Below are 18,660 nucleotides of genomic sequence, written 5' to 3'. Positions count from 1 at the left end.
TTTGGTCACGTACTTGTGGCTGGGTTGCGTCACGTTCCCCTGAGGTGCGGTTGGGCGGGGGGCGAGTTGCTTCGGCGTCGGGCGCGACCTGGCTGATGCCATCAGGTTTCCTCCGTCCGCGAGGTGGAAGGCTCCGGTCCGCAGGCGCGCAGGCCGTCGACCGTCTCGTGGGGGTGGCTCTGCACCATCACGTCGATCGTGGTGCGTATCCCGGCGGCTCCGCCACCGGCGAAGGTGAAGGTGAGGGGGATCGTGGTGCCCTCCCGGACGGTGGTGGTGAGGTCGTTGAGCACGAGGTGGTACGGCAACCGTCCCACGTCATTCGCCCTTACGGGTGATGGAACGGTGCCGTCAGGCAGCAGCGGGATCGCGTCCACCCGCTCGGCGGTGCCGTCGCAGCCCTCGTCCCAGTGCCGCGTCACGGCCCGGGCGTGCGAGGTGGTGACCTCGAGCAGCCGGTCCGGGTGGTCGGCCTGGTTGACCACCACGGTCAGGTACACGCGGGCGTCGTCACCCTCGCGGTAGACGCCGTCCGAGGGGCGTTCCACCCGGACGTTGCGCAGCAGGATCGAGCCGGCTTCGGCGTTGGTGCCGAGGGTGTCGATCACCTCGCCCGCGTTCGACCCGGCGAAGCACCCGGTCGTGGCGGTGACGAGGACGAGAGCGGCGGTCGCCCGGATGGGCTTCACGCTGGCTCACCTCCTAGCGGTCCGAGCCCGCGGTGGCGAGCCCGATCAGGGCCAGAGCGGTCACGAGGACGCCGACGAGCACGTCGTTGAGTGTCGCGGTGGGATACTCGGGGGTCAGCCGGTACCGCAGGGCGAACGGCGCGATGGTTGTCCACGCACCGAGCAGTACCCCGACGAAGCTGGTGTAGACCTGGTTGATCGCGCCGACGAACCGGGTCAGTCCGATGAGGACGACCGCGACGCCGATGGTGAGGTCGTTCCACAGTGCCGACGAACCAGCGCCGGTGGCGTCGTAGTTCCACAGGAACGGCGCGAGCAGCAGCCACACCCCGGCGATCAGCAGCCCGGCGGTCACCACGGGGTACAGGCGATCGCGGAGACCGGGCCGGGTGTCGGACGGCGTCATACCCAGCACCGTGCCGCCCGCACGTTGAGACGGCCCGGCCCGGTGTTTTGCGATCGTGTGACGAACCGAAGTCAGGGCGGGTCGGCCAGCGGGAGGCGGACGACGAACCGGGCGCCGCCGGCCGGGCTGTCGGTGCACTCGACGGTGCCGCCGTGCTGGACGACGGTCTCCCGGACCAGGGCGAGCCCGAGACCGGTGCCGCCGGCCGCGCCCCGGGCGCCGGAACGGGTGGCGAAGCGCTCGAAGATCCGCTCCCGGTCCTCGGCCGGCACGCCCGCGCCCGCGTCGTCGACCAGCACCTCGACGGCCCGGCCCGCGCCGCGCACGGTGACCCCGGTCAGACCGCCGCCGTGCCGGTCGGCGTTGTCCATCAGGTTGACGAACGCGCGTTCCAGGGCCAGCTTCCGGCCACCGATCACGCCGTTCCTCATGTCGCCGGCGACCGACAGCAGGCCGGGGTCGCGGCCCGAACCGGTGACCGCGTGGGTGAGCAGCTCCGGCAGCGCGATCGGCTGCGGGGCGTCCTGGGCGATCCCGGCCTCGGTCCTGGCCAGCGCCAGCAGGTCGTCCAGCAGCCGGCGCAGGTGGCCGAGCTCGCCGGTGACCAGGCCGAGCGCGAGCCGGGACCGCTCCGGCAGGTCCTCGTCGTGCCGGCGCATCACCTCGACGCTGGTGACCAGCGTGGTCAGCGGGCTGCGCAGCTCGTGGCTGACGTCGGCGAAGAAGCGGCGTTCGCGCTCGATCCGGCGTTGCAGCGAGTCCACCATCGTGTTGAACGAGACCACCAGCGTGATCAGGTCCCGGTCGTGGGACTCCGGTAGCCGGGTGGCCAGCTCGCCACTCGCGATCTCGGCGGCCGTCCCGGCCAGGGTGTCCAGCGGCCGCAGCACCCGGCGGCTCGCCCACAGCCCGACGGCGGCCGCGGCCAGGGTGGCGAGCACCCCGCAGGAGACCAGCACCCCGCCGAGCACCCGCAGCGTCGACTGCAGCTCCCGCACCGGGGCCAACTCCACCAGCCAGGCGTCCTCGCCGGTCACGCCCGGCAGCGGCACGGCGACCGCGAAGTACGGGTCACCGCGCACGGTCACCGAGACCGTGTCCGTACCGCCAGTGTCCGTGCCGCCCGTGACGGCGTCGGTCAGCTCGCCCGGCAGGTCGTCCGGCCCGACGGCTGGCTCGGAGCTGAACCACTCGTCCCGCCAGCTCAGCAGCAGCACGCTGTCCACCGGCGGGTCGAGGGTGGCGAGCACCCTGGCCGGGTAGGCCCCGGCGCTGTCCAGCCGGCTGCCCAGCAGGTCGGCGTCCGCGCCGGCCTGCCGCTCGGCGGACCGCTCCCGCTGGTCGACCAGGTACCCGCGGCACACGGTGAACACCGAGATCGCGAGCGCCAGCGACACCAGCGCGGCACCGAAGGCGAAGGTGAGCATCACCCGCCCGCGCAGCCCCGGCCCGACGCGCCTAGCGCTGGGCATCTAGGCGGTACCCCAGGCCGCGGACGGTGACGACGATGCGCGGGTCGGCCGGATCCTTCTCGATCTTGGTGCGGAGCCGTCTGATGTGCACGTCGACGATGCGTTCGTCGCCGAAGAAGCCCCGGTCCCACACGCGCTCCAGCAGGGTGCTGCGGCTGAGCACCAGCCCGGCCTCGCCGGCCAGCTCGCACAGCAGCCGGAACTCGGTCAGCGTCAGGTGCACCTGGGCGTCGCCGCGCCGGACGGTGCCGGAGCCGGCCGAGAGCACCAGCGGGGCCGCCGGGTCGGCGTCGAGCACGACCTCCGGCGGCGGCTCGGTGACCACCGCGGCCCTGGCCCGCCTGCGCAGCGCCCGCAGCCGCGCGGTGATCTCCTTGATCTCGAACGGCTTGGTCACGTAGTCGTCCGCGCCCGCCTCCAGGGCGGCGACCACGTCGTGGGTGTCGTCGCGGGCGCTGACCACGATGATCGGCAGGTCGTGCTCGTGGCGGACCTGGCGGATGCAGGTGAACCCGTCCATCTCGCCCAGCATCAGGTCGACGATCATCACGTCGGGCGCGCCGTGCCGGTGCAGGCGGCCCAGCGCGGTCTCCGCGTCGGCCGCCTCGGTCACCTCGTATCCCTCGTCCTCGAGGGCGAGCCGGAGCGCGGCCCGGATCCGGTCGTCGTCCTCGACGATGAGCACCTTCGCTGCCACGGGCGTCATGCTGCCAAAGAACGGCGCGGAACCCGAACCGCCGGCTACAGGGGCGCGTTCAGGGCGTCGGTGATGACCGTGTCCGCCGCCGAGGCGGCGACGGCCGGGTCGGTTCCGGTGAGCACCTCGGTCAGGAACTTCTTGATCGGGTTGTTCGCCTCGACCGCGGTCCAGTTCGGCGAGTTCGGGGTGGCGTGGCCGTTGGCGGCGCCCTCGGCCATCGCGGCCGCGCCCGGGTCGGAGTTGACCGAGCCGGCGAGCGAGATCCGGTTGGGCACGTAGTTCATCGTGGTGGCGAGCTGGACCTGCCAGCGCTCGCTGGTCAGCGCCCTGACCACCTCGTAGGCGCCGTCCTGGGCCGGCGAGTCGGCCGGGATGATCAGGTCGGAGCCGCCGGTGAACACCGCGCCCGGCGTGCCATCGGTCTTGCCCGGGATGGGGAAGTAGCCGAGCTTGTCGGTCAGGTCGGGGTTGGTCGTGGTGATCTGCTTCGCCTCGCCGGGCACCGCGATGAGCTGCGCGACGTCGCCCTCGGCGAACACGTCGGCCTGCGGTGGCTCGGCCTCGTCGGAGTCCACCGGGCCGTCGCCGAGCTCCTGGAGTCGCTGGTAGAAGTCGACGGCGGCGAGTCCCTCCGGGGTGTTCAGCCCGCCGCGCCACCGGTTCCCGTCGCGCACGGCGAGGTCGCCGCCCTCGTCCCACAGGAAGCCCGCGAGCACGTACCAGTTCTGGCCGGGCAGGTAGATGCCCTGCACCTCGTCGGAGTCCAGCTCCTCGGTCACGTCGATCCATTCGTCCCGTGTGGACGGTGGAGTGAGGCCGGCCTGCTGGAACAGGTCGGTGCGGTAGATGACCACGCGGTTGGCGGCGTAGAACGGGATGCCGTACTGGCGGCCCTCGATCGCGCCCGGGTCGGCGAGGCCGGGCAGCCAGTCCTGGCCGCCGAGGTCGTCGACCCGGTCGGTGAGGTCGGTGACGCCGCCACTGGCCACGTACTGGGCCACCTGGGTGTTGCCGACCTCGATCACGTCCGGCGGATCGCCGCCGGACAGCGCGGCGGCGACCTTGTCGGTGATGCCGTCCCACTCCTGGATCTGGATGTCCAGCCGCAGGTCGGTGTGCGCGCGCTCGAACTGGGCCTCGAAGTCGATGACGAACGCGTCGGTCGCCGTGCCCCGCATCAGCCAGACGGTCAGGTGTCGCTTCTCGCTCGGCTGGGCCTCGTCGGCGGAACCGCACGCCGCGACGGGCGCGACCAGCGCCAGTGCCAGGACGGCGGCGAGTAATCGCTGGGACACCGGGTCACCTCACTGTTGACCAACAGGCAACGTCCCCCGACCCGGCGACAAAGTGGCATAGACCAATCTGAGAAGTCAATCCCCGTTCGTCTTGTTGTCACTCTTGACGTAGGTGGGGTGGAGGTGCACCGGCTCCTTGGTGCGCTTGGCCTTGGCCCGCAGGTTCAGGAGCTCGACGAACACCGAGAACGCGATCGGGCCGTAGACGTAGCCCTTCGGGATGTGTTGGTCGAAGCCCTCCGCGATCAGGCTGCCGCCGATGAGCAGCAGGAACGACAGCGCGAGCATCTTCACCGTGGGGTGCTGGTTGACGAACTCGCTGATCGGCTTGGCCGACACCAGCATGATGATCATGGCCACCACCACGGCGGCGATCATGATGCCGAGCTCGTCCACCATGCCGACCGCGGTGATCACCGAGTCCAGCGAGAACACGATGTCCAGCACCAGGATCTGCGCGATCACCCCGGCGAACGAGACCGTCTTGCGGTCCTTGCCGTGCTCGGCGCCCTCGAGCTGCTCGTGGATCTCGTAGGTGGCCTTGCCCAGCAGGAACGCCCCGCCGAGCAACAGGATCAGGTCGCGCCCGGAGATCTCCTGCCCGAACATGGTGAACAGCGTCGCGGTCAACCCGATCACCCAGGACAGCGACGCGAGCAGCAGCAGCCGGGTGATCAGCGCCAGCGACAGGCCGAGGACCCGTGCGCGCTGCTGCTGGTGCTCGGGCAGCCGCCCGGCCAGGATCGAGATGAACACGATGTTGTCGATGCCGAGCACGATCTCGAGCAACAGCAGCGTGCCGAACGCGATCCACAGTTCCGGACTCGTGACCCATTCCACGCGGAGAGCGTAACCGGGGGCAATCGGGACAATCCACGCGGGCACGGAGGTGCTGGCGGCGGTGAGTACGCTGTCCCGGTAGCCGTCCGTGCGCGAGGTGTGAGGGGCACATGGAAACGAAATCGCCGAGCCAGGTCCCCGTCGGAGTCGATCCGAACCGGCCGAGTGTCGCCCGCGTGTACGGCGGGTTCCTCGGCGGCAAGGACATGTACGAGGTCGACCGCCAGGTGATGGCGACGATCAACGCGGCGGTCCCGGAGGCCGTCGACATCGCCAGGGGCAACCGCGGGTTCCTCAGCCGGGCCTGCCGGTTCCTGTCCCGCCAGACCGAGATCGACCAGTTCCTCGACTGCGGCTCCGGTTTACCGACCGCCGAGAACACCCACCAGATCGTGCAGCGGTTCAACGACGAGGCCCGCGTCGTCTACGTCGACAACGACCCGGTCGTGCTCGCGCACGGCCGCGCGCTGCTGGTGGAGAACGACTACGTGCGGATGGTCGGCGCCGACATCTACGAGCCGGACCAGGTGTTCGAGGACGAGGTCGTCCGCACTCACCTCGACTTCGCCAGGCCGATGGTGCTGCTGCACGTCGGCACCGTGCACCACTACGAGGGCGACGGCGCCGCGCTGATGCGCGAGTACATCGACCGGATCGCGTCCGGCAGCTACGTGGTGTTCTCCCACTTCTACGACCCCGAGGTCCCCGAGCTGACCCGGGTCGCCAAGAAGATCGAGGACATCCTGGTCAACGGCCCGTTCGGCGCCGGCCGGTTCCGCACCCACCCGGAGATCATGGCCATGCTGGACGGCCTGGAACTGGTCGCGCCCAACGGCTCCACCGAGCCGGGCCGGCTCGTGCCCTGCGACGAGTGGTGGCCGGACGGCCCGTCGCTGACCCCGCTCAGCGACGCCGGCCAGTGCATCGTGGCGGCCGTCGGCCGCAAGCCCTAACTGGCCAGGACCTGCGGGGACAGGGTCTTGAGCATGGCGTTGGCCCACTTGAGCTGGCGCAGCGTCTGCGGGTGACAGCGCTGGGCCAGTTCGAGCAGGTTCTCGTCCTTGACGCCCTGGGCGCCCTGCGCGAGCAGCTCCCAGTCCAGGGAGACGCCCGCCGCCTTGCGGTGCAGCCGGCGCAGGTCGGCGAGCAGCAGCAGGCCCGGCTCGGCGCGCCGGCCGGACAGCTCGCTGACCTTGCCGCGCAGGGTGTGCAGCGGGCCGGTGTCGCTCGGCGGGTCGTCGTCGAGCCGCAGCCCGTACTCCCGCCCGATCGTCGCCAGCTCGTGCAGGTGCCGGGCGGACCAGCCGGCGAGGTCGCGGGCCACGTGGTGGACCTCGTGCTCGACCTTGTGCCGGTCGGACATCTTCAGCAGGTCGCGGGCCAGCGACTTCTCCGAGCGGTGCAGCTCGCGCAGCGCGAGGTCGAGCTTCATCGGTTCCCTCCAGCGGTGGCGTGCTCCTCGGTACGGGCGGCCGGCCCGCCCTCGGTGGGTGGGATGCCGTCGGCCGTGTTCGGCGCGGAGGCCGTGGTGGTCGGTGCCGGCGCGGCGCCCGCCACCGTCTCGACCCGGGTGACCGCGGCCGCCGAGGTCTTGAACAGCGGCTGCTTGGACACCGGATCCCAGTCGGTGACGGTGACCTCGTTGGCCGCGCGGCCGCCGGCCGAGCCGGTGGGGTCGTCGGTGTCCCAGTAGCCGTAGTGGAACGGCAGGAACAGGACACCCTCGCGGATCCCGCTGATCCGCACCCGCGCGCGGACCGAGCCGCGCGGGCTGGTGACCTCGGCCAGGTCGCCCTCGGCGATGCCGTGCCGCTCGGCGTCGGCCGAGGACATCTCCACCCAGACCTCGGGGGCGGCGTCCCGCAGCTGCGGCGTGCGCCCGGTCTTCGTCCTGGTGTGGAAGTGGTACAGCGTGCGGCCGGTGATCAGCGCGTACGGGTGGTCCTCGCCGGTCGGCTCGTGCGGTGGGACGTACTCGGCCACCTTGAGCATCGCCTTGCCGTCGGGGTTCATCGCCCGGTACTCGGTCGGCTCCATCGGCGCGCCGGTGACCAGGTCGCGGCCGTAGTTCTCGCAGTAGTCCGGGGCGGCGAAGAACTTCCCGTCGGTGTAGAGCCGCTCGGTGCCGTCCGGGTTCTCCTCGTTGCACGGCCACTGCACGCCGTTGTGCACCCGGAGCTTGGCGTAGCTCAGCCCGGTGTAGTCGCACGGCCGGCCGGCGGAGGCCCGCTTCCACGCCTCGAACGCCGACTCCGGGTCGTTCCAGGAGGGGAACGGTTGGCCGTCCTTGTCGCGGAAGTCCATCCGGCGGGCGTAGTCGAGCAGGATCTCCAGGTCCGAGCGGGCCTCGCCGGGCGGGTCGACCGCCTTCTCCGACAGGTGCACGGTGCGGTCGGTGTTGGTGAAGGTGCCGGTCTTCTCACCCCACATGGCCGCGGGCAGCACGACGTCGGCGAGCTCCGCGGTCTCGGTCAGGTAGCAGTCCTGGACCACCAGGAACACCCGGTCCTGGGTGAGGATCGAGCGGACCCGGGACAGCTCGGGCAGCGAGACCGCCGGGTTGGTCGCCGACACCCACCACATCCGCATCGACCCGTTCTCCAGGTACCGCAGCATCTGCATCAGGTGGGTGGGCGGCGAGTAGTGCGGGATCTGGATCTGGTCGAGGTTCCACAGCTCCGCGAGCTCGGCGACGTGCGAGTCGTTGGCCCAGTTGCGGAAGCCGGTGAGGTCGCCGTCCGCGCCGCACTCGCGGGTGTTCTCCGCGGTCGGCTGCCCGTTCATCTGCAGCACGCCACAGCCCGGCTTGCCGAGCATGCCCCGGACCAGCACCAGGTTGTTCACCTGCACCGACGCGGCGGAGGCCTGGTGGGACTGGTAGAAGCCCTGCAGCACCGTGCACAGCAGCCGCTTCGCCTGCCCGACCAGGCGCGCGGCGGCCTGGATCTCGTCCGCGCCGACGCCGCAGATCTCGGCGACGCGCTCCGGCGGGTAGTCGGCGACCATCGAGGCCAGCTTCTGGTAGCCGACGGTGTTGCGGTCGAGGAAGTCCTGGTCGATCCAGCCGTTGCCGACGACCTCGTGCAGCAGGCCGTTCATCAGCGCCAGGTTCGTGCCCGGCAGCGGGGCCAGGTGCACGGTCGCCGCCTCGGCGACCGGGGTCCGGCGCGGGTCGACGCACAGCAGCGCCGGCGGCTCCGGACCGGCGAGCCGGTCGAGGATCCGGCTCCACAACACGGCCTGCGTCTCGGCCATGTTGTGCCCGAACAGCGCGATCGCGTCGGCGTGGTCGATGTCGGTGTAGGAGGCGGGCTGCCCGTCGCAGCCGAAGGTCTCCTTCAGCGCCGCGGCGGCGGTGGCCGTGCACAGCCGGGTGTTGCCGTCCATGTGGTTGGTGCCCAGCGCGCCGTGGCCGATCGCGGCGAGGGTGTAGTACTCCTCGGCGAACAGCTGCCCGCTGGTGTGGAACCCGATCGCGGACGGTCCCTGCTCTTCGAGAAGTTCCTTGGTGCGCTTGACGACCAGCCCCATCGCTTCGTCCCAAGTGGACTCCACGAGCCGCCCGTCGCGACGCACCAGTGGGGTGGTCAGCCGGTCGGGGGAGGCGTTGGCCTGCCAGCCGTAGAGGTCCTTCGGGTCGAGCCGCCCGTGGTTGACCCGGTCCTCGGCGCGGCCCCGCACGCCGACGATCCGGCCGTCCTTGACCGCCAGCTCCATGCCGTCGCCGTTGGAGTGCAGCACCGCCGCGGTGGGTACCCACCGGTCGACGTCCGCCGCGTCGACCCCGTCGGCCAGGTGCGAGTCGATCCGGACCGGCCACGGCTCGCCGGGACCGTACGGTGTTCTGCTGCCCCATGGCTGCGCGATGCCGTCCCTGTCGACCATCTGACCTCCTCGGCTCGGCGCGTGCGGGTGCGGATCGACTACCCGATCGAGTGATCGTCAAACTGTGCGAGGCTGACCACAATTCCTTTGTGAACGATGGTTCCCTGGATGGGGCAATGTTGCGCAATGACTCGTCCGGGTCGCCCGGCAACGTGGTGCAGGCGCAATGGATCGGGTCGGTCACCTTCGCCGCGCCCGAGCCGCCGTCGGTGGTGCCTTCGCAGGTGCCGCCCCCGCCCGGGGTCTTCACCGACCGGGAGGAGCAGATCACGTTGCTGCGCGGACTCGCCGACGGGTGGGCGGGGCGGACCTTCAGGCCGGCGGTGGTGGCGGTGCGCGCAGGTCACCGCCCTGCTGCCGAACTCGCCGGCGAGAATGGTGCTGGTCGCGGGGAACCGCGCGCTGGAGGAGCTGTACGTGGACGGCGCGGTCGACGTCGCGCTGCGCCCGCTGCCCACGGCCGACGGGGTGCGGCTGCTCGCCGGGATCTGCGGTGCCGCCCGGGTGGACGCCGACCCCGCCGCGGCGGCCGAACTGGTGGACGCCTACGAGGGGCTGCCGCTCGCGATCCGGGTGGCCGGTGCACGGCTCGCCTCCCATCCGAAGTGGACGATTCGACGGCTGGTCGAGGAGCTGCGGGACGCCGCGGCCGGGGCGAGCCAGGTCGACGCGCGACTGTTCGCCATGTTCGACGTGGTGCACGCGGATCTGGCCGAGCCGCTGCGCGGGCTGTACCGGGCGCTCGGCGTGCTCGGCGGCGTGCACTTCGTCCACTTCGGACCGGAGGTGCTGGCGGCGATGACCGGGCGGCCGGTCGGCGCGGTGCGGGACGAGCTGGACGAGCTGTGCCAGGCGGGTCTGGTCGAGGAGGACGGCGAGGACACCTACCGGCTGCACCGGATGGTGCGCCGGCACGCGGCCCACCGCGCGGCCGAGGAGGACGCCGAGGACGACCGGCGCGGGTCGCTGCTGCGCCGCGCGGTCCGCTGGTGGCTGTTCGGCGCGATGACCGCCGACGTGGCGATCGACCCCGGACGGCTGTGGGTCGCGGACCCGGACGGGCTCGCCGTCGGTGACGCGGTGCCGGCGGCGGCCGGGCTGGACTGGCTGGACCGCGAGCACGCCAACCTGCTGGCGGTGCTGCGCGCGGCGGCCGGCGCGGGCTGGCGCGCGGAGGTGTGCCGGCTGTTCGAGGCGCTGTTCGCGCTGTCCAGGCAGGGGTCGCCGGCGACGGCCGCGCGGGGCACGAGCCGGGGTTCGACGGCGCGCACGGTGTCGAGCTGGCCGGGATGGGCGAGCACCAGCGTGCTCGGCACGACGCGGTCGCCGTGCACGAGGGTCGAACGCCGCAGCCCGGAGATCGCCCCCGGCTCGCGCGGGGCGTAACGCTGGTAGCCGACGCCGTGCGGGAGGAGTACGAGCGGTGCCCGCAGCCGGTGCAGGTCACCGTTGTCGCTGGCGGCGATGGCCAGGTCGAAGCGGTGGCGGAACGCCTCGTCCCAGCCGAGCAGGCGGGCCCCCGCGCCGGCGAGCCGGTCGGGCAGGCCGGCGGAGAACCGCGAGCCGGGGTCGACGGTGAACACGAGCCGGACGCGGGGGTCGCCGGAGAGCGCGGGGAGCACGTCGAGGAGCCGGTTCAGGGCGACCGGCGTCCTGGCCACCACCAGCACGTCCCGCTCGGCCACCACGGTGTCCACCCGGAGTAACCGGGTCGGTCATCCGCGGATCGCCGGCCGGTCACGGGCCTCAGTGTACGAAGCCGCCGGACGGTGCCTGCTATCGTCGGCGACAGCGGCGGTGGGGCTCGCCGCTCCGGCCAGACCGGACAACCGCGGCGACGCCGCCAACGGTCCCTACTTTCCGACGTGGAGAGTAGGAGTGTGCCCGTGCCGGACCCGATCGACCCGGATGTCGGCGTCCGCGTCCCGGTAATCGGTGTGGTCGCGGTCGGGGGTGGGCTCGGCGCGCTGGCCAGGTACGGGCTGGCCGTGCTGCTGCCTGGCGGGTTCCCCTGGGCCACGTTCGCCGTCAACGTACTCGGCTGCCTGCTCATCGGCGTGCTGATGGTCCTGGTCACCGAGGTCCGGACGCCGCACCGGCTGGTTCGCCCGTTCCTCGGCACCGGCGTCCTCGGCGGCTTCACGACGTTCTCCACCTATGCCGCGGAGGTCGACGCCCTGTTCCGTACGGGTGCGGCCGCCCTCGCGTTCGGCTACCTGGCCGGCACGCTGGTCGCGGCGCTGCTCGCGGTGGTCGCCGGGATCCGGGTGACCCGCGCGGTGACGGGGGTGCGGTTGTGACCGCGTCGCTGGTGGTCGGTCGCGCCGCGGTGGGCGGCGGGATCCGGGTGACCCGCGCGGCGGTGGGGCGGCTGTCGTGACCGCGCTGCTCGTCGTCCTCGGGGCCGCGGTGGGGGCGCCGCTGCGGTATCTGGTCGATCGGGCGGTTCAGGCGCGTCATCGCGGTCTCGTGCCGTGGGGCACGTTCGCGGTGAACGTCGTGGGCAGTCTGGTGCTCGGCGCGCTCGCCGGTGCGGGCAGCGTGCTCCCCGGACCGGTGTGCGCGTTGGTCGGCACCGGCTTCTGCGGGGCGCTGACCACCTACAGCACGTTCGGCTACGAGACCGTGCGGCTGGTCGAGCGGGGCGCCCGGCGGCACGCGGTCGGCTACGTCGTGCTCAGCGTCGTCGCCGGGCTCGGTGCGGCGGCGCTCGGGTTCGCGGCCGCGCGGGCGCTGGTGGGCTGAAACCCCGGTCGGGAAGGCAACGCCGTCGTCGTGGGGTTGTTGGCGTTGCGCTGGCTGTTCGCCCAGCTGGCCCGCCGCCCGAAGACCCGGACGTGGCGCCTGGAGACGAACCCCGACCACGGCCGCACCGTTCACCGCCGAACTCCGGACCTACCCCGGTGTTCCACAACGCCCACGCCACCTCACCGGCGACCAGGACGACCCTGCCCTGGCCCTGGTGATCGCCGTGGAACAGGACGCCGACCTCGCCGACCTCCGCACCCACCCCGACGAGCACGGCCTGCCCCGCCTCCGCCAGGCCCTCGACCTCGCCGATCTCCCGGTCACCATCGAGTTCCGCTTCACCGCCACCACGGGCGCCCGTGTGCACTGAGCGGGTTCGGAAATTTTCGGAAAGTACGCACCGAGGCTTCGGACATATCCTTTCTTGACCCAGTCCCATACCTGGCTCTAACTTGTGAAAGTCGCGAGCCATATCTCCGAAACTATCGGAGACTCACAGGGTGGTGGGTATGGGCAGAAGAACGTCGATCCTCAACGTGGCCGGCATCGTGGCGTTGACCGTCGCGTTGGTCGCCGGGCTGTTCCTGCTCGGGAGCCAACGGGACGGGCACCGGCCGGGGTACCGGGGAGGCGGCGAACACTGGGTCAACACCTGGGTCTCGATGCCGCAGCTCACCGAGCCGCACAACATGCCGCCGGCGCCGTTCACGGGCACGGACGGGGTGTTGGACGACAGTACGCTGCGGCAGACCGTCCGGGTCACGGTCGGCGGGGACCGGATGCGGTTGCGCTTCTCCAACGCCTTCGGCGGCGCGGAGCTGCCGATCACCGCCGTCTCCGTGGCGTTGCCGGCGGCCGGGCGCGCAGGCGTCAGCGCGATCGAGCCGGGCACCTCGCGGACGGTCACCTTCAGCGGGAAACGGTCCTTCGTCGTCCCGGTCGGCGCGCAGGTGGTGTCCGATCCGCTCGGCTTCCGGCTCCGGCCGGGCACCAACCTCACCGTCACCACCTACCTCGCCGACGGGCAGGACTCGCTCGACGTCACCTCGCACCCCGGCTCGCGCACCACCTCGCACCTGATCACCGGGAACCGCGTCGACGACGCCGAACTTCCGGGCGCCACGCCGACCGATCACTGGTACTTCCTCAGCGGGGTCGAGGTTCTGGCCGACCGGCGCACGGCGGGCGTGGTGATGCTCGGCGACTCGCTGACCGACGGCCGCGGCTCCACCACGAACGGCAACGACCGCTGGCCCGACCAGCTCTTCGACCGGCTCCAGGGCCACCACCGCACCGACCACGTCGCCGTGCTGAACCAGGCCGCTGGCGGCAACCGGGTGCTGCGGGACGGGCTCGGGCCCAACGCGCTCGCCCGGCTCGACCGGGACGTCCTCGCGCAGAGCGGCGTCCGCTGGCTGCTCGTCTTCGAGGGCGTCAACGACATCGGCACCGCCGAGCCGACCGAGGCGGCGCGGAAACAGGTCGCCGACGACCTCATCGCCGCCTTCGACCAGATCGTGGTCCGCGCGCACGCCAAGGGGATCCGGGTCTACGGCGCCACCCTCCTGCCGTTCGGCGGCAACACCGCCTACGACGACCCGGGCGGCCACGGGGAGACCGCCCGCCAGGCGGTGAACCACTGGATCCGGCACAGCGGCCGCTTCGACGCGGTCGTCGACTTCGACGCCGCGGTTCGCGACCCGGCCGACCCGACCCGCCTGCTCCCGGCCGCCGACGACGGCGACCACCTGCACCTCAACCCCACCGGCTACCGGATGCTGGCCGACGCGGTCCCCGCCCACCTGTTCCGCTGACCACCCCACCGACCAGGGCTTGAGCGGGAATTCGTTTGCCGGGCGTGAAACAGGGCATCCTGGGAGATCATGTCGAAGGAGTCCGCGAGAGCCGCCGTGCTGGATGTCGGGTGTTTCAGCGCGCACCTGGTCGTCGTCGAGCAGGAACGCGGGCTGCGCAGGCCCGTGCTCTCGCACAAGGTCCGGCTCCGGCTCGACGACGCGATGGACCCCTCCGGGCGCATCGAGCGGGCCGGCATCGAGCGGATCGCCGACGCCGTGGCTGAGACCACCGAACGGCTCGGCGACGCGCGGCCCACGCTGTTCGTGCCCTACGCGACCTCGTGCGTGCGGGACTCGGCCAACGTCGGCCAGGTCGTCGCCACCGTCGCCGAGCGGACCGGGCTGCGGCTGCGGCTGCTGTCCGGCGAGCGGGAGGCCCAGCTGTCCTACGTCGCCGCGTGGCGGTGGTTCCAGCCGGACGGGCCGCTCGCGGTGCTCGACGTCGGTGGCGGCACCGTCGAGCTGGCGGTCGGGCGCACCGCGCGACCGGGGTTCACCCGCTCGCTGCCGATCGGCGCGCGGACGCTCAACCGCGCCGGGCTGGACAGCCGGGACCAGATTCCGGCGTTGCGCGACCACCTGCTGCGCCGGATCGACAACGCGCTCCCCGACGACGTGCTCGCCGAGTTCCGGCTCGGCCACGCGGTCGGCTGCTCGAAGGTGTTCCGGCAGCTGGCGAAGCTCGCCGGGAGCCGCCGGCTGTGCCGCGCTGACCTGGAGACCTGGATCCCGCGCCTGGCCGAGCTGCCGCCGGACCGCCGCGCCGAGCTGCGCGGCATCTCCCGCCACCGCGCGCGGCAGTCGCTGGCCGGCGCCGTGGTCGCCGACGCCCTGATGCGCGCCACCGGCCACGACGTCATCGACATCAGCCCGTGGTCGACCAAGGAGGGCCTGCTGCTCACCCTGCTGTGCCAGCTGCGGGACCGCGACGTAGCTCCGTGAACAGCAGCCACAGCAGGTAGCCGCCGCCGATCGCGGTGGTGACCACGCCCACCGGCAGCGCGACCGGGGCGAGCAGCAGCTGTGCGGTCAGGTCCGCGGCCAGCAGGAGCACCGCGCCGGTCAGCGCGGCCGGCAGCAGCGGCACCCCGGCCGCCCCGGCGAGCCGCCGCCCGATGTGCGGCGCGGCCAGCGCGACGAACACGATCGGCCCGGTCACCGCCGTCACCGTCGCGGTGCAGCCGACGCCGGCGAACACGGTCAACAGCCGCAGCCTGCCCACCGCCACCCCGCTCGCGACCGCCAGCTCGTCGCCGAGCCCGGCCTGGTGCATCGCCCGCGACAGCGCCGCGAGCAGCGCCGCGAGCACGCCGACGACGAGGAACGGCACCCCCACGTCCGACCAGTCCAGCCCGTTCAGCGAGCCAGTGCTCCACCCGCTCGCGGCCAGCGCGACCTCCAGGTCGACCCGCAGCACGATCCACGAGTTGACCGCCGTCAGCACCGCGTTCACCGCGATCCCGACCACGATCAGCAGCCGCCGGTCCAGCCCGGACCGCAGCGACAGCGCGTAGACCACGGCCGCGGTGAGCAGTCCGCCCAGCATCGCCGCCCCGGTCAGCGAGAACGCGGTCCCGCCGACGGCGGTCAGCACGATCAGCGCCCCGGTGTAGGCCCCGGCGTCGAGCCCGATGACGTCCGGGCTGCCCAGCGGGTTGCGGGTCAGGTTCTGGAACACCGCCCCGGCCAGCCCCAGCCCGGCGCCGAACACCGCCGCCGCGCACACCCTGGGCAGCCGCCACTGGAGGATCACGAACGCCTCCTCGCCGCGCCCGGCCAGCGCCGCGAGCACCTCGCCCGGCGGCGACCACTCGGTGCCCCGCGCGAGTCCGGCGAACCCCAGCGCCAGCCCGGCGGCCACCAGCACGACCGCCACCACCAGCGCCCGCCGGGAGAACCGGGCCGACACCGGACCAGCACGCACCACGATCATCACAGCGCGGCCGCCCCGTACCGCCGGACCACCCAGATCAGCACCGGCCCGCCGAGCACCGAGGTCACGACCGCGACCGGCACCTCACCCGTCGGCAGCAGCACCCGCGACCCCACGTCCGACACCAGCATCAGCACCGGCCCGAGCACCATCGTGAACGCCACCAGCCACGGGATCGAGCCACCGGCCAGCCGGCGCGCCAGGTGCGGCACGATCAGCCCGACGAACGCGATCGGCCCGGCCACCGCCGTCGCCGCCCCGGCCAGCACCGTCACCAGCGCCACCACCGCGACCCTGGTCCGCGCCACGTTCGTGCCCAGCTCGCGGGCGACGTCGTCGCCGAGCACCAGCGCCGACAACGGCCGGGCCGCCGCCACCGCGCCGATCAGCGCGGCCGCGATCACCAGCAGCGGCACGGTCAGCGCCAGCTGCTCGCGGCCGGCCAGCGACCCGACCGTCCAGAACCGGTACCGGTCCAGCGTGTCCGGCAGCATCAGCCGCAGCCCCAGCGAGATCCCGGCCAGCACCGCGCTGAGCGCCACCCCCGCGAGCAGCAGCCGCAGCGGCGCCGCCCGCCCGACGGCGAACACCACCAGCGCCGCGCCGACCGCGCCGACGACCGCGAGCGTCAGCCGCGCGTACTGCGACCCCGCCACCCCGAGCGCACTGCCCACGGTGACCGCGAACCCCGCGCCCGCGGTCACCCCGAGCAGCCCAGGCTCGGCCAGCGGGTTGCGGGTCATCGTCTGCACCAGCGCGCCGCCGACCGCGAGCGCCGCGCCGACCGCGAGCGCCAGCACCATCCTGGGCACCCGCACCTCGTGCACGATCAGGTCCGCGGGCGCGCCCCCGCCCGACACGAGTGCCTCCCACACCCGTGCCGGGGACAGCGCCTGCGCGCCGACCGCCATGCTGAGCACCGCCACCACGGCCAGCAGCGCGAGGCACCCGGCCAGCAGTCCCGATCGTGCGGCCACCCGGCGGGTACTACTCCCGTTCAAGCCCGGCGACTCCGCGCTTCCAGTACCCGGTGATCGACGACGTCTCCTTCGGCCAGCTCCGCAGCGGCCGGATGTCCTCCGCCTCGCCCGCCGCGAACAGGAACGTGTCCGCCGGCAGGTCGAGCGCGCGCACCGTGTCGGCCAGCGCGGACCGGGTGCCGTCCCGGACCAGGCGCACGACCTCCAGCCCGGCCCGCTCGGGCAGCGGGTAGTCGTGCTCGGCCGGCTCGTCGGCCTCCACCACCAGGTGCGTGCCCGGTCCCGGCGGCGCGTCCTCCAGCCAGCGGGCCGCGGCCGGCAGCCCGGTGGGGTCGACGGCCAGGACGTAGTGCTCGTGGGTGTACCGGAAGGCCTTGCCGCCGGGCGGGCCGGCGACCGTGACGTCCTCGCCGACCTCGACGGTCTCCGCCCAGCGGGACGCGACGCCGCCAGCGCCCAGGTGACCGTGCAGCACCACGTCCAGGACCAGGGTGTCCTCGGCGAAGCGGCGGACGGTGTAGTCGCGGGTGGTCGGCATCGGGTGCGGCCAGTCCAGCTTCTGCCGCTCGTTGGGCACCGGTCGCCGCCAGGTGCCGTCCTGGTCCGGGAAGACGATCTTCACGTGGTCGTCGGCCTGGTAGGAGTGGAACCCGGCGAGGTCCGCGCCGCGCAAGGTCAGCCGCAGCATCCTCGGGGTCAGCCGCTCGCGGGCGACCAGCGGCACGGTCCGCACCCCGATCGGGTACGGCACCCGCACCGCGCCGGTGCCGGTCCGCTGGTGCTCGGCGACGCGGGCCTGGAAGTCGGGTTCGACGACGTGTCGCATGATCACCGGTCCAGCAGTGGCGCGAGGGCCTGGTCGATGGCGTCGAGGGTGCCGAGCGCCGACGGGTAGGTGGCGGCCTGGGTGTAGCGCAGCGGGAACACCATGCCGGCCTTGACCGCGGGCAGCTCCCGCCACAGCGGCGAGTCGAGCACGTACTGGACCGCCGGGCCGACCGAGCCGTCCGGCTCCAGCGTGTAGGTGATCGCGTCGGCCTCGCCGAGGCTCGCCGGCAGTTCCTCGATCGAGGGGTACTCGGACACGGCCATGCCGCCCTCGCCCTTCTCCCGCACCTCGCCGTAGTACTCCACGCCGACGTCCTGGGCGATGTTGGTGCCCCAGGAGCCGGCGAACTCGCGCTGGAAGTTGCCGGCCGAGACGTCGCCGTAACCGCCGACGTGTCCGAACGCCAGGCCACGCAGGGCGTCGGCGTACTTGGTCCTCAGCTCGGCGGCCTTCCGGTCGTAGGCGGCGCGGTCCTCGTCGAAGTCCGCCAGCCGCCCCGCGGCGTCGGCCTGCTTCTCGGACAGCTCGCGCCACTGCCACGGCTGGTCCGGGCCGATCGCCACCACCGGCGCGATCGACTCCAGCCGCTCCATGTCGACGTCGACGAGCACCGGCTGCGGCACTCCGACGACGATCAGGTCCGGGTCGGCCTTCGCGACCGCCTCGTAGTTGGTCTCCGCGGCGAGGTCGCCGGCGATCTTGGTCAGCTCGTCGTAGGTGGCGCGGTCCTCGTCGCTCATCATCTCCAGGCCGCGGCTCCAGGTGGAGATGCCGACCAGGGCGGCGTCGACCTCGATGAGCACGGGCACCGCGTAGCCGGTGGCGATCACGCGCTTCGGGTCGACGGGGATGGTGACCTCGCCGTTGTCGGCGGTGAACACGCGGGTCGGCACGTCGCTCGCGGCGCCGTCCGCGGCTCCGGTGCCACAGGCGGACAACAGGGCGACGGTGACGGCGAGCGCGCCGGCCAGGAAGGGGGTGGAACGGTTCTGCACGTTCCTTAGGCTAGCCTTACCAACTCGTCGAG

20 protein-coding genes are annotated in these 18,660 nt (G+C 72.6%); 8 read left to right on the top strand and 12 right to left on the bottom strand.

Going from position 1 to position 18,660, the window contains the following annotated elements:
- Positions 1-101: 101 nt before the first annotated feature.
- The 6 genes from JT362_RS14990 to JT362_RS14965 all read right to left on the bottom strand — a co-directional run bounded on the left by JT362_RS14990 (position 102) and on the right by JT362_RS14965 (position 5,402).
- Entirely contained in the window at positions 102-689 is a 588-nt protein-coding gene (locus tag JT362_RS14990) for a copper chaperone PCu(A)C (protein WP_260191809.1), read from the bottom strand.
- Positions 690-702: 13 nt separating this feature from the next.
- Positions 703-1,095: an SPW repeat domain-containing protein gene (locus JT362_RS14985; RefSeq protein ID WP_260191808.1), complete on the bottom strand. Its 393-nt coding sequence runs from the start codon at positions 1,093-1,095 to the stop codon at positions 703-705.
- 71 nt (positions 1,096-1,166) lie between these two features.
- Positions 1,167-2,567, bottom strand: coding sequence for a HAMP domain-containing sensor histidine kinase (locus tag JT362_RS14980; RefSeq protein WP_260191807.1), 1,401 nt, complete (start codon positions 2,565-2,567; stop codon positions 1,167-1,169).
- A complete protein-coding gene (locus tag JT362_RS14975; RefSeq protein ID WP_260191806.1) occupies positions 2,554-3,273 on the bottom strand; it encodes a response regulator in 720 nt (239 codons plus the stop codon). The genes JT362_RS14980 and JT362_RS14975 overlap by 14 nt, the downstream gene beginning before the upstream one ends.
- 35 nt (positions 3,274-3,308) lie before the next feature.
- Complete coding sequence (locus JT362_RS14970; RefSeq protein WP_260191805.1) at positions 3,309-4,562, bottom strand: extracellular solute-binding protein; 1,254 nt, start codon at positions 4,560-4,562, stop codon at positions 3,309-3,311.
- A gap of 75 nt (positions 4,563-4,637) precedes the next feature.
- Positions 4,638-5,402, bottom strand: coding sequence for a TerC family protein (locus JT362_RS14965; RefSeq protein ID WP_260191804.1), 765 nt, complete (start codon positions 5,400-5,402; stop codon positions 4,638-4,640).
- Positions 5,403-5,512: 110 nt separating this feature from the next.
- Between JT362_RS14965 and JT362_RS14960 the strand changes: the two genes are divergently transcribed.
- Positions 5,513-6,355, top strand: coding sequence for an SAM-dependent methyltransferase (locus JT362_RS14960; protein ID WP_260191803.1), 843 nt, complete (start codon positions 5,513-5,515; stop codon positions 6,353-6,355).
- Here the strand turns inward: JT362_RS14960 and JT362_RS14955 are convergent.
- Together JT362_RS14955 and JT362_RS14950 are read right to left on the bottom strand one after the other, a co-directional pair.
- Positions 6,352-6,834, bottom strand: coding sequence for a hypothetical protein (locus JT362_RS14955; protein WP_260191802.1), 483 nt, complete (start codon positions 6,832-6,834; stop codon positions 6,352-6,354). The two genes, JT362_RS14960 and JT362_RS14955, sit on opposite strands and share 4 nt — an antisense overlap.
- Positions 6,831-9,287: a molybdopterin oxidoreductase family protein gene (locus JT362_RS14950; protein ID WP_260191801.1), complete on the bottom strand. Its 2,457-nt coding sequence runs from the start codon at positions 9,285-9,287 to the stop codon at positions 6,831-6,833. Before JT362_RS14950 ends, JT362_RS14955 begins: the two co-directional genes overlap by 4 nt.
- A gap of 375 nt (positions 9,288-9,662) precedes the next feature.
- Here JT362_RS14950 and JT362_RS14945 point away from each other — a divergent pair, with 375 nt between their 5' ends.
- The 7 genes from JT362_RS14945 (at position 9,663) to JT362_RS14915 (ending at position 14,833) form a co-directional block, all read left to right on the top strand.
- Positions 9,663-10,673, top strand: coding sequence for a hypothetical protein (locus tag JT362_RS14945; RefSeq protein ID WP_260191800.1), 1,011 nt, complete (start codon positions 9,663-9,665; stop codon positions 10,671-10,673).
- Between the two features lie 17 nt (positions 10,674-10,690).
- Positions 10,691-10,993, top strand: a complete 303-nt coding sequence (locus JT362_RS14940; protein ID WP_260191799.1) for a hypothetical protein — start codon at positions 10,691-10,693, stop codon at positions 10,991-10,993.
- A gap of 180 nt (positions 10,994-11,173) precedes the next feature.
- Positions 11,174-11,587 (top strand): fluoride efflux transporter FluC, encoded by a 414-nt coding sequence (locus tag JT362_RS14935; protein WP_260191798.1) that lies wholly within the window; start codon positions 11,174-11,176, stop codon positions 11,585-11,587.
- 76 nt (positions 11,588-11,663) lie between these two features.
- Positions 11,664-12,032, top strand: coding sequence for a fluoride efflux transporter CrcB (crcB, locus tag JT362_RS14930; RefSeq protein WP_260191797.1), 369 nt, complete (start codon positions 11,664-11,666; stop codon positions 12,030-12,032).
- Positions 12,033-12,249: 217 nt separating this feature from the next.
- Complete coding sequence (locus tag JT362_RS14925) at positions 12,250-12,405, top strand: hypothetical protein (protein ID WP_260191796.1); 156 nt, start codon at positions 12,250-12,252, stop codon at positions 12,403-12,405.
- Between the two features lie 139 nt (positions 12,406-12,544).
- Positions 12,545-13,849 (top strand): SGNH/GDSL hydrolase family protein, encoded by a 1,305-nt coding sequence (locus JT362_RS14920; protein WP_260191795.1) that lies wholly within the window; start codon positions 12,545-12,547, stop codon positions 13,847-13,849.
- Between the two features lie 69 nt (positions 13,850-13,918).
- Complete coding sequence (locus JT362_RS14915; protein ID WP_260191794.1) at positions 13,919-14,833, top strand: Ppx/GppA phosphatase family protein; 915 nt, start codon at positions 13,919-13,921, stop codon at positions 14,831-14,833.
- Here the strand turns inward: JT362_RS14915 and JT362_RS14910 are convergent.
- The 4 genes from JT362_RS14910 to JT362_RS14895 all read right to left on the bottom strand — a co-directional run bounded on the left by JT362_RS14910 (position 14,790) and on the right by JT362_RS14895 (position 18,628).
- Positions 14,790-15,824, bottom strand: a complete 1,035-nt coding sequence (locus tag JT362_RS14910) for a FecCD family ABC transporter permease (RefSeq protein WP_260191793.1) — start codon at positions 15,822-15,824, stop codon at positions 14,790-14,792. The two genes, JT362_RS14915 and JT362_RS14910, sit on opposite strands and share 44 nt — an antisense overlap.
- Positions 15,824-16,735: a FecCD family ABC transporter permease gene (locus tag JT362_RS14905; RefSeq protein WP_375546508.1), complete on the bottom strand. Its 912-nt coding sequence runs from the start codon at positions 16,733-16,735 to the stop codon at positions 15,824-15,826. The genes JT362_RS14910 and JT362_RS14905 overlap by 1 nt, the downstream gene beginning before the upstream one ends.
- Positions 16,736-16,811: 76 nt before the next feature.
- The gene (locus tag JT362_RS14900) at positions 16,812-17,630 is read right to left on the bottom strand and encodes a siderophore-interacting protein (RefSeq protein ID WP_260191791.1); all 819 of its coding nucleotides are present in this window, start codon (positions 17,628-17,630) and stop codon (positions 16,812-16,814) included.
- A gap of 2 nt (positions 17,631-17,632) precedes the next feature.
- On the bottom strand, positions 17,633-18,628 hold the full coding sequence (locus tag JT362_RS14895) for an ABC transporter substrate-binding protein (protein ID WP_260191790.1): 996 nt from the start codon (positions 18,626-18,628) through the stop codon (positions 17,633-17,635).
- Positions 18,629-18,660: the final 32 nt, after the last annotated feature.

The organism is Actinophytocola gossypii (assembly GCF_025165815.1).
Classification (GTDB): domain Bacteria; phylum Actinomycetota; class Actinomycetes; order Mycobacteriales; family Pseudonocardiaceae; genus Actinophytocola; species Actinophytocola gossypii.
Note: the sequence above shows the minus strand (reverse complement) of the source record. Positions and strands in the feature narration are given on the sequence as shown.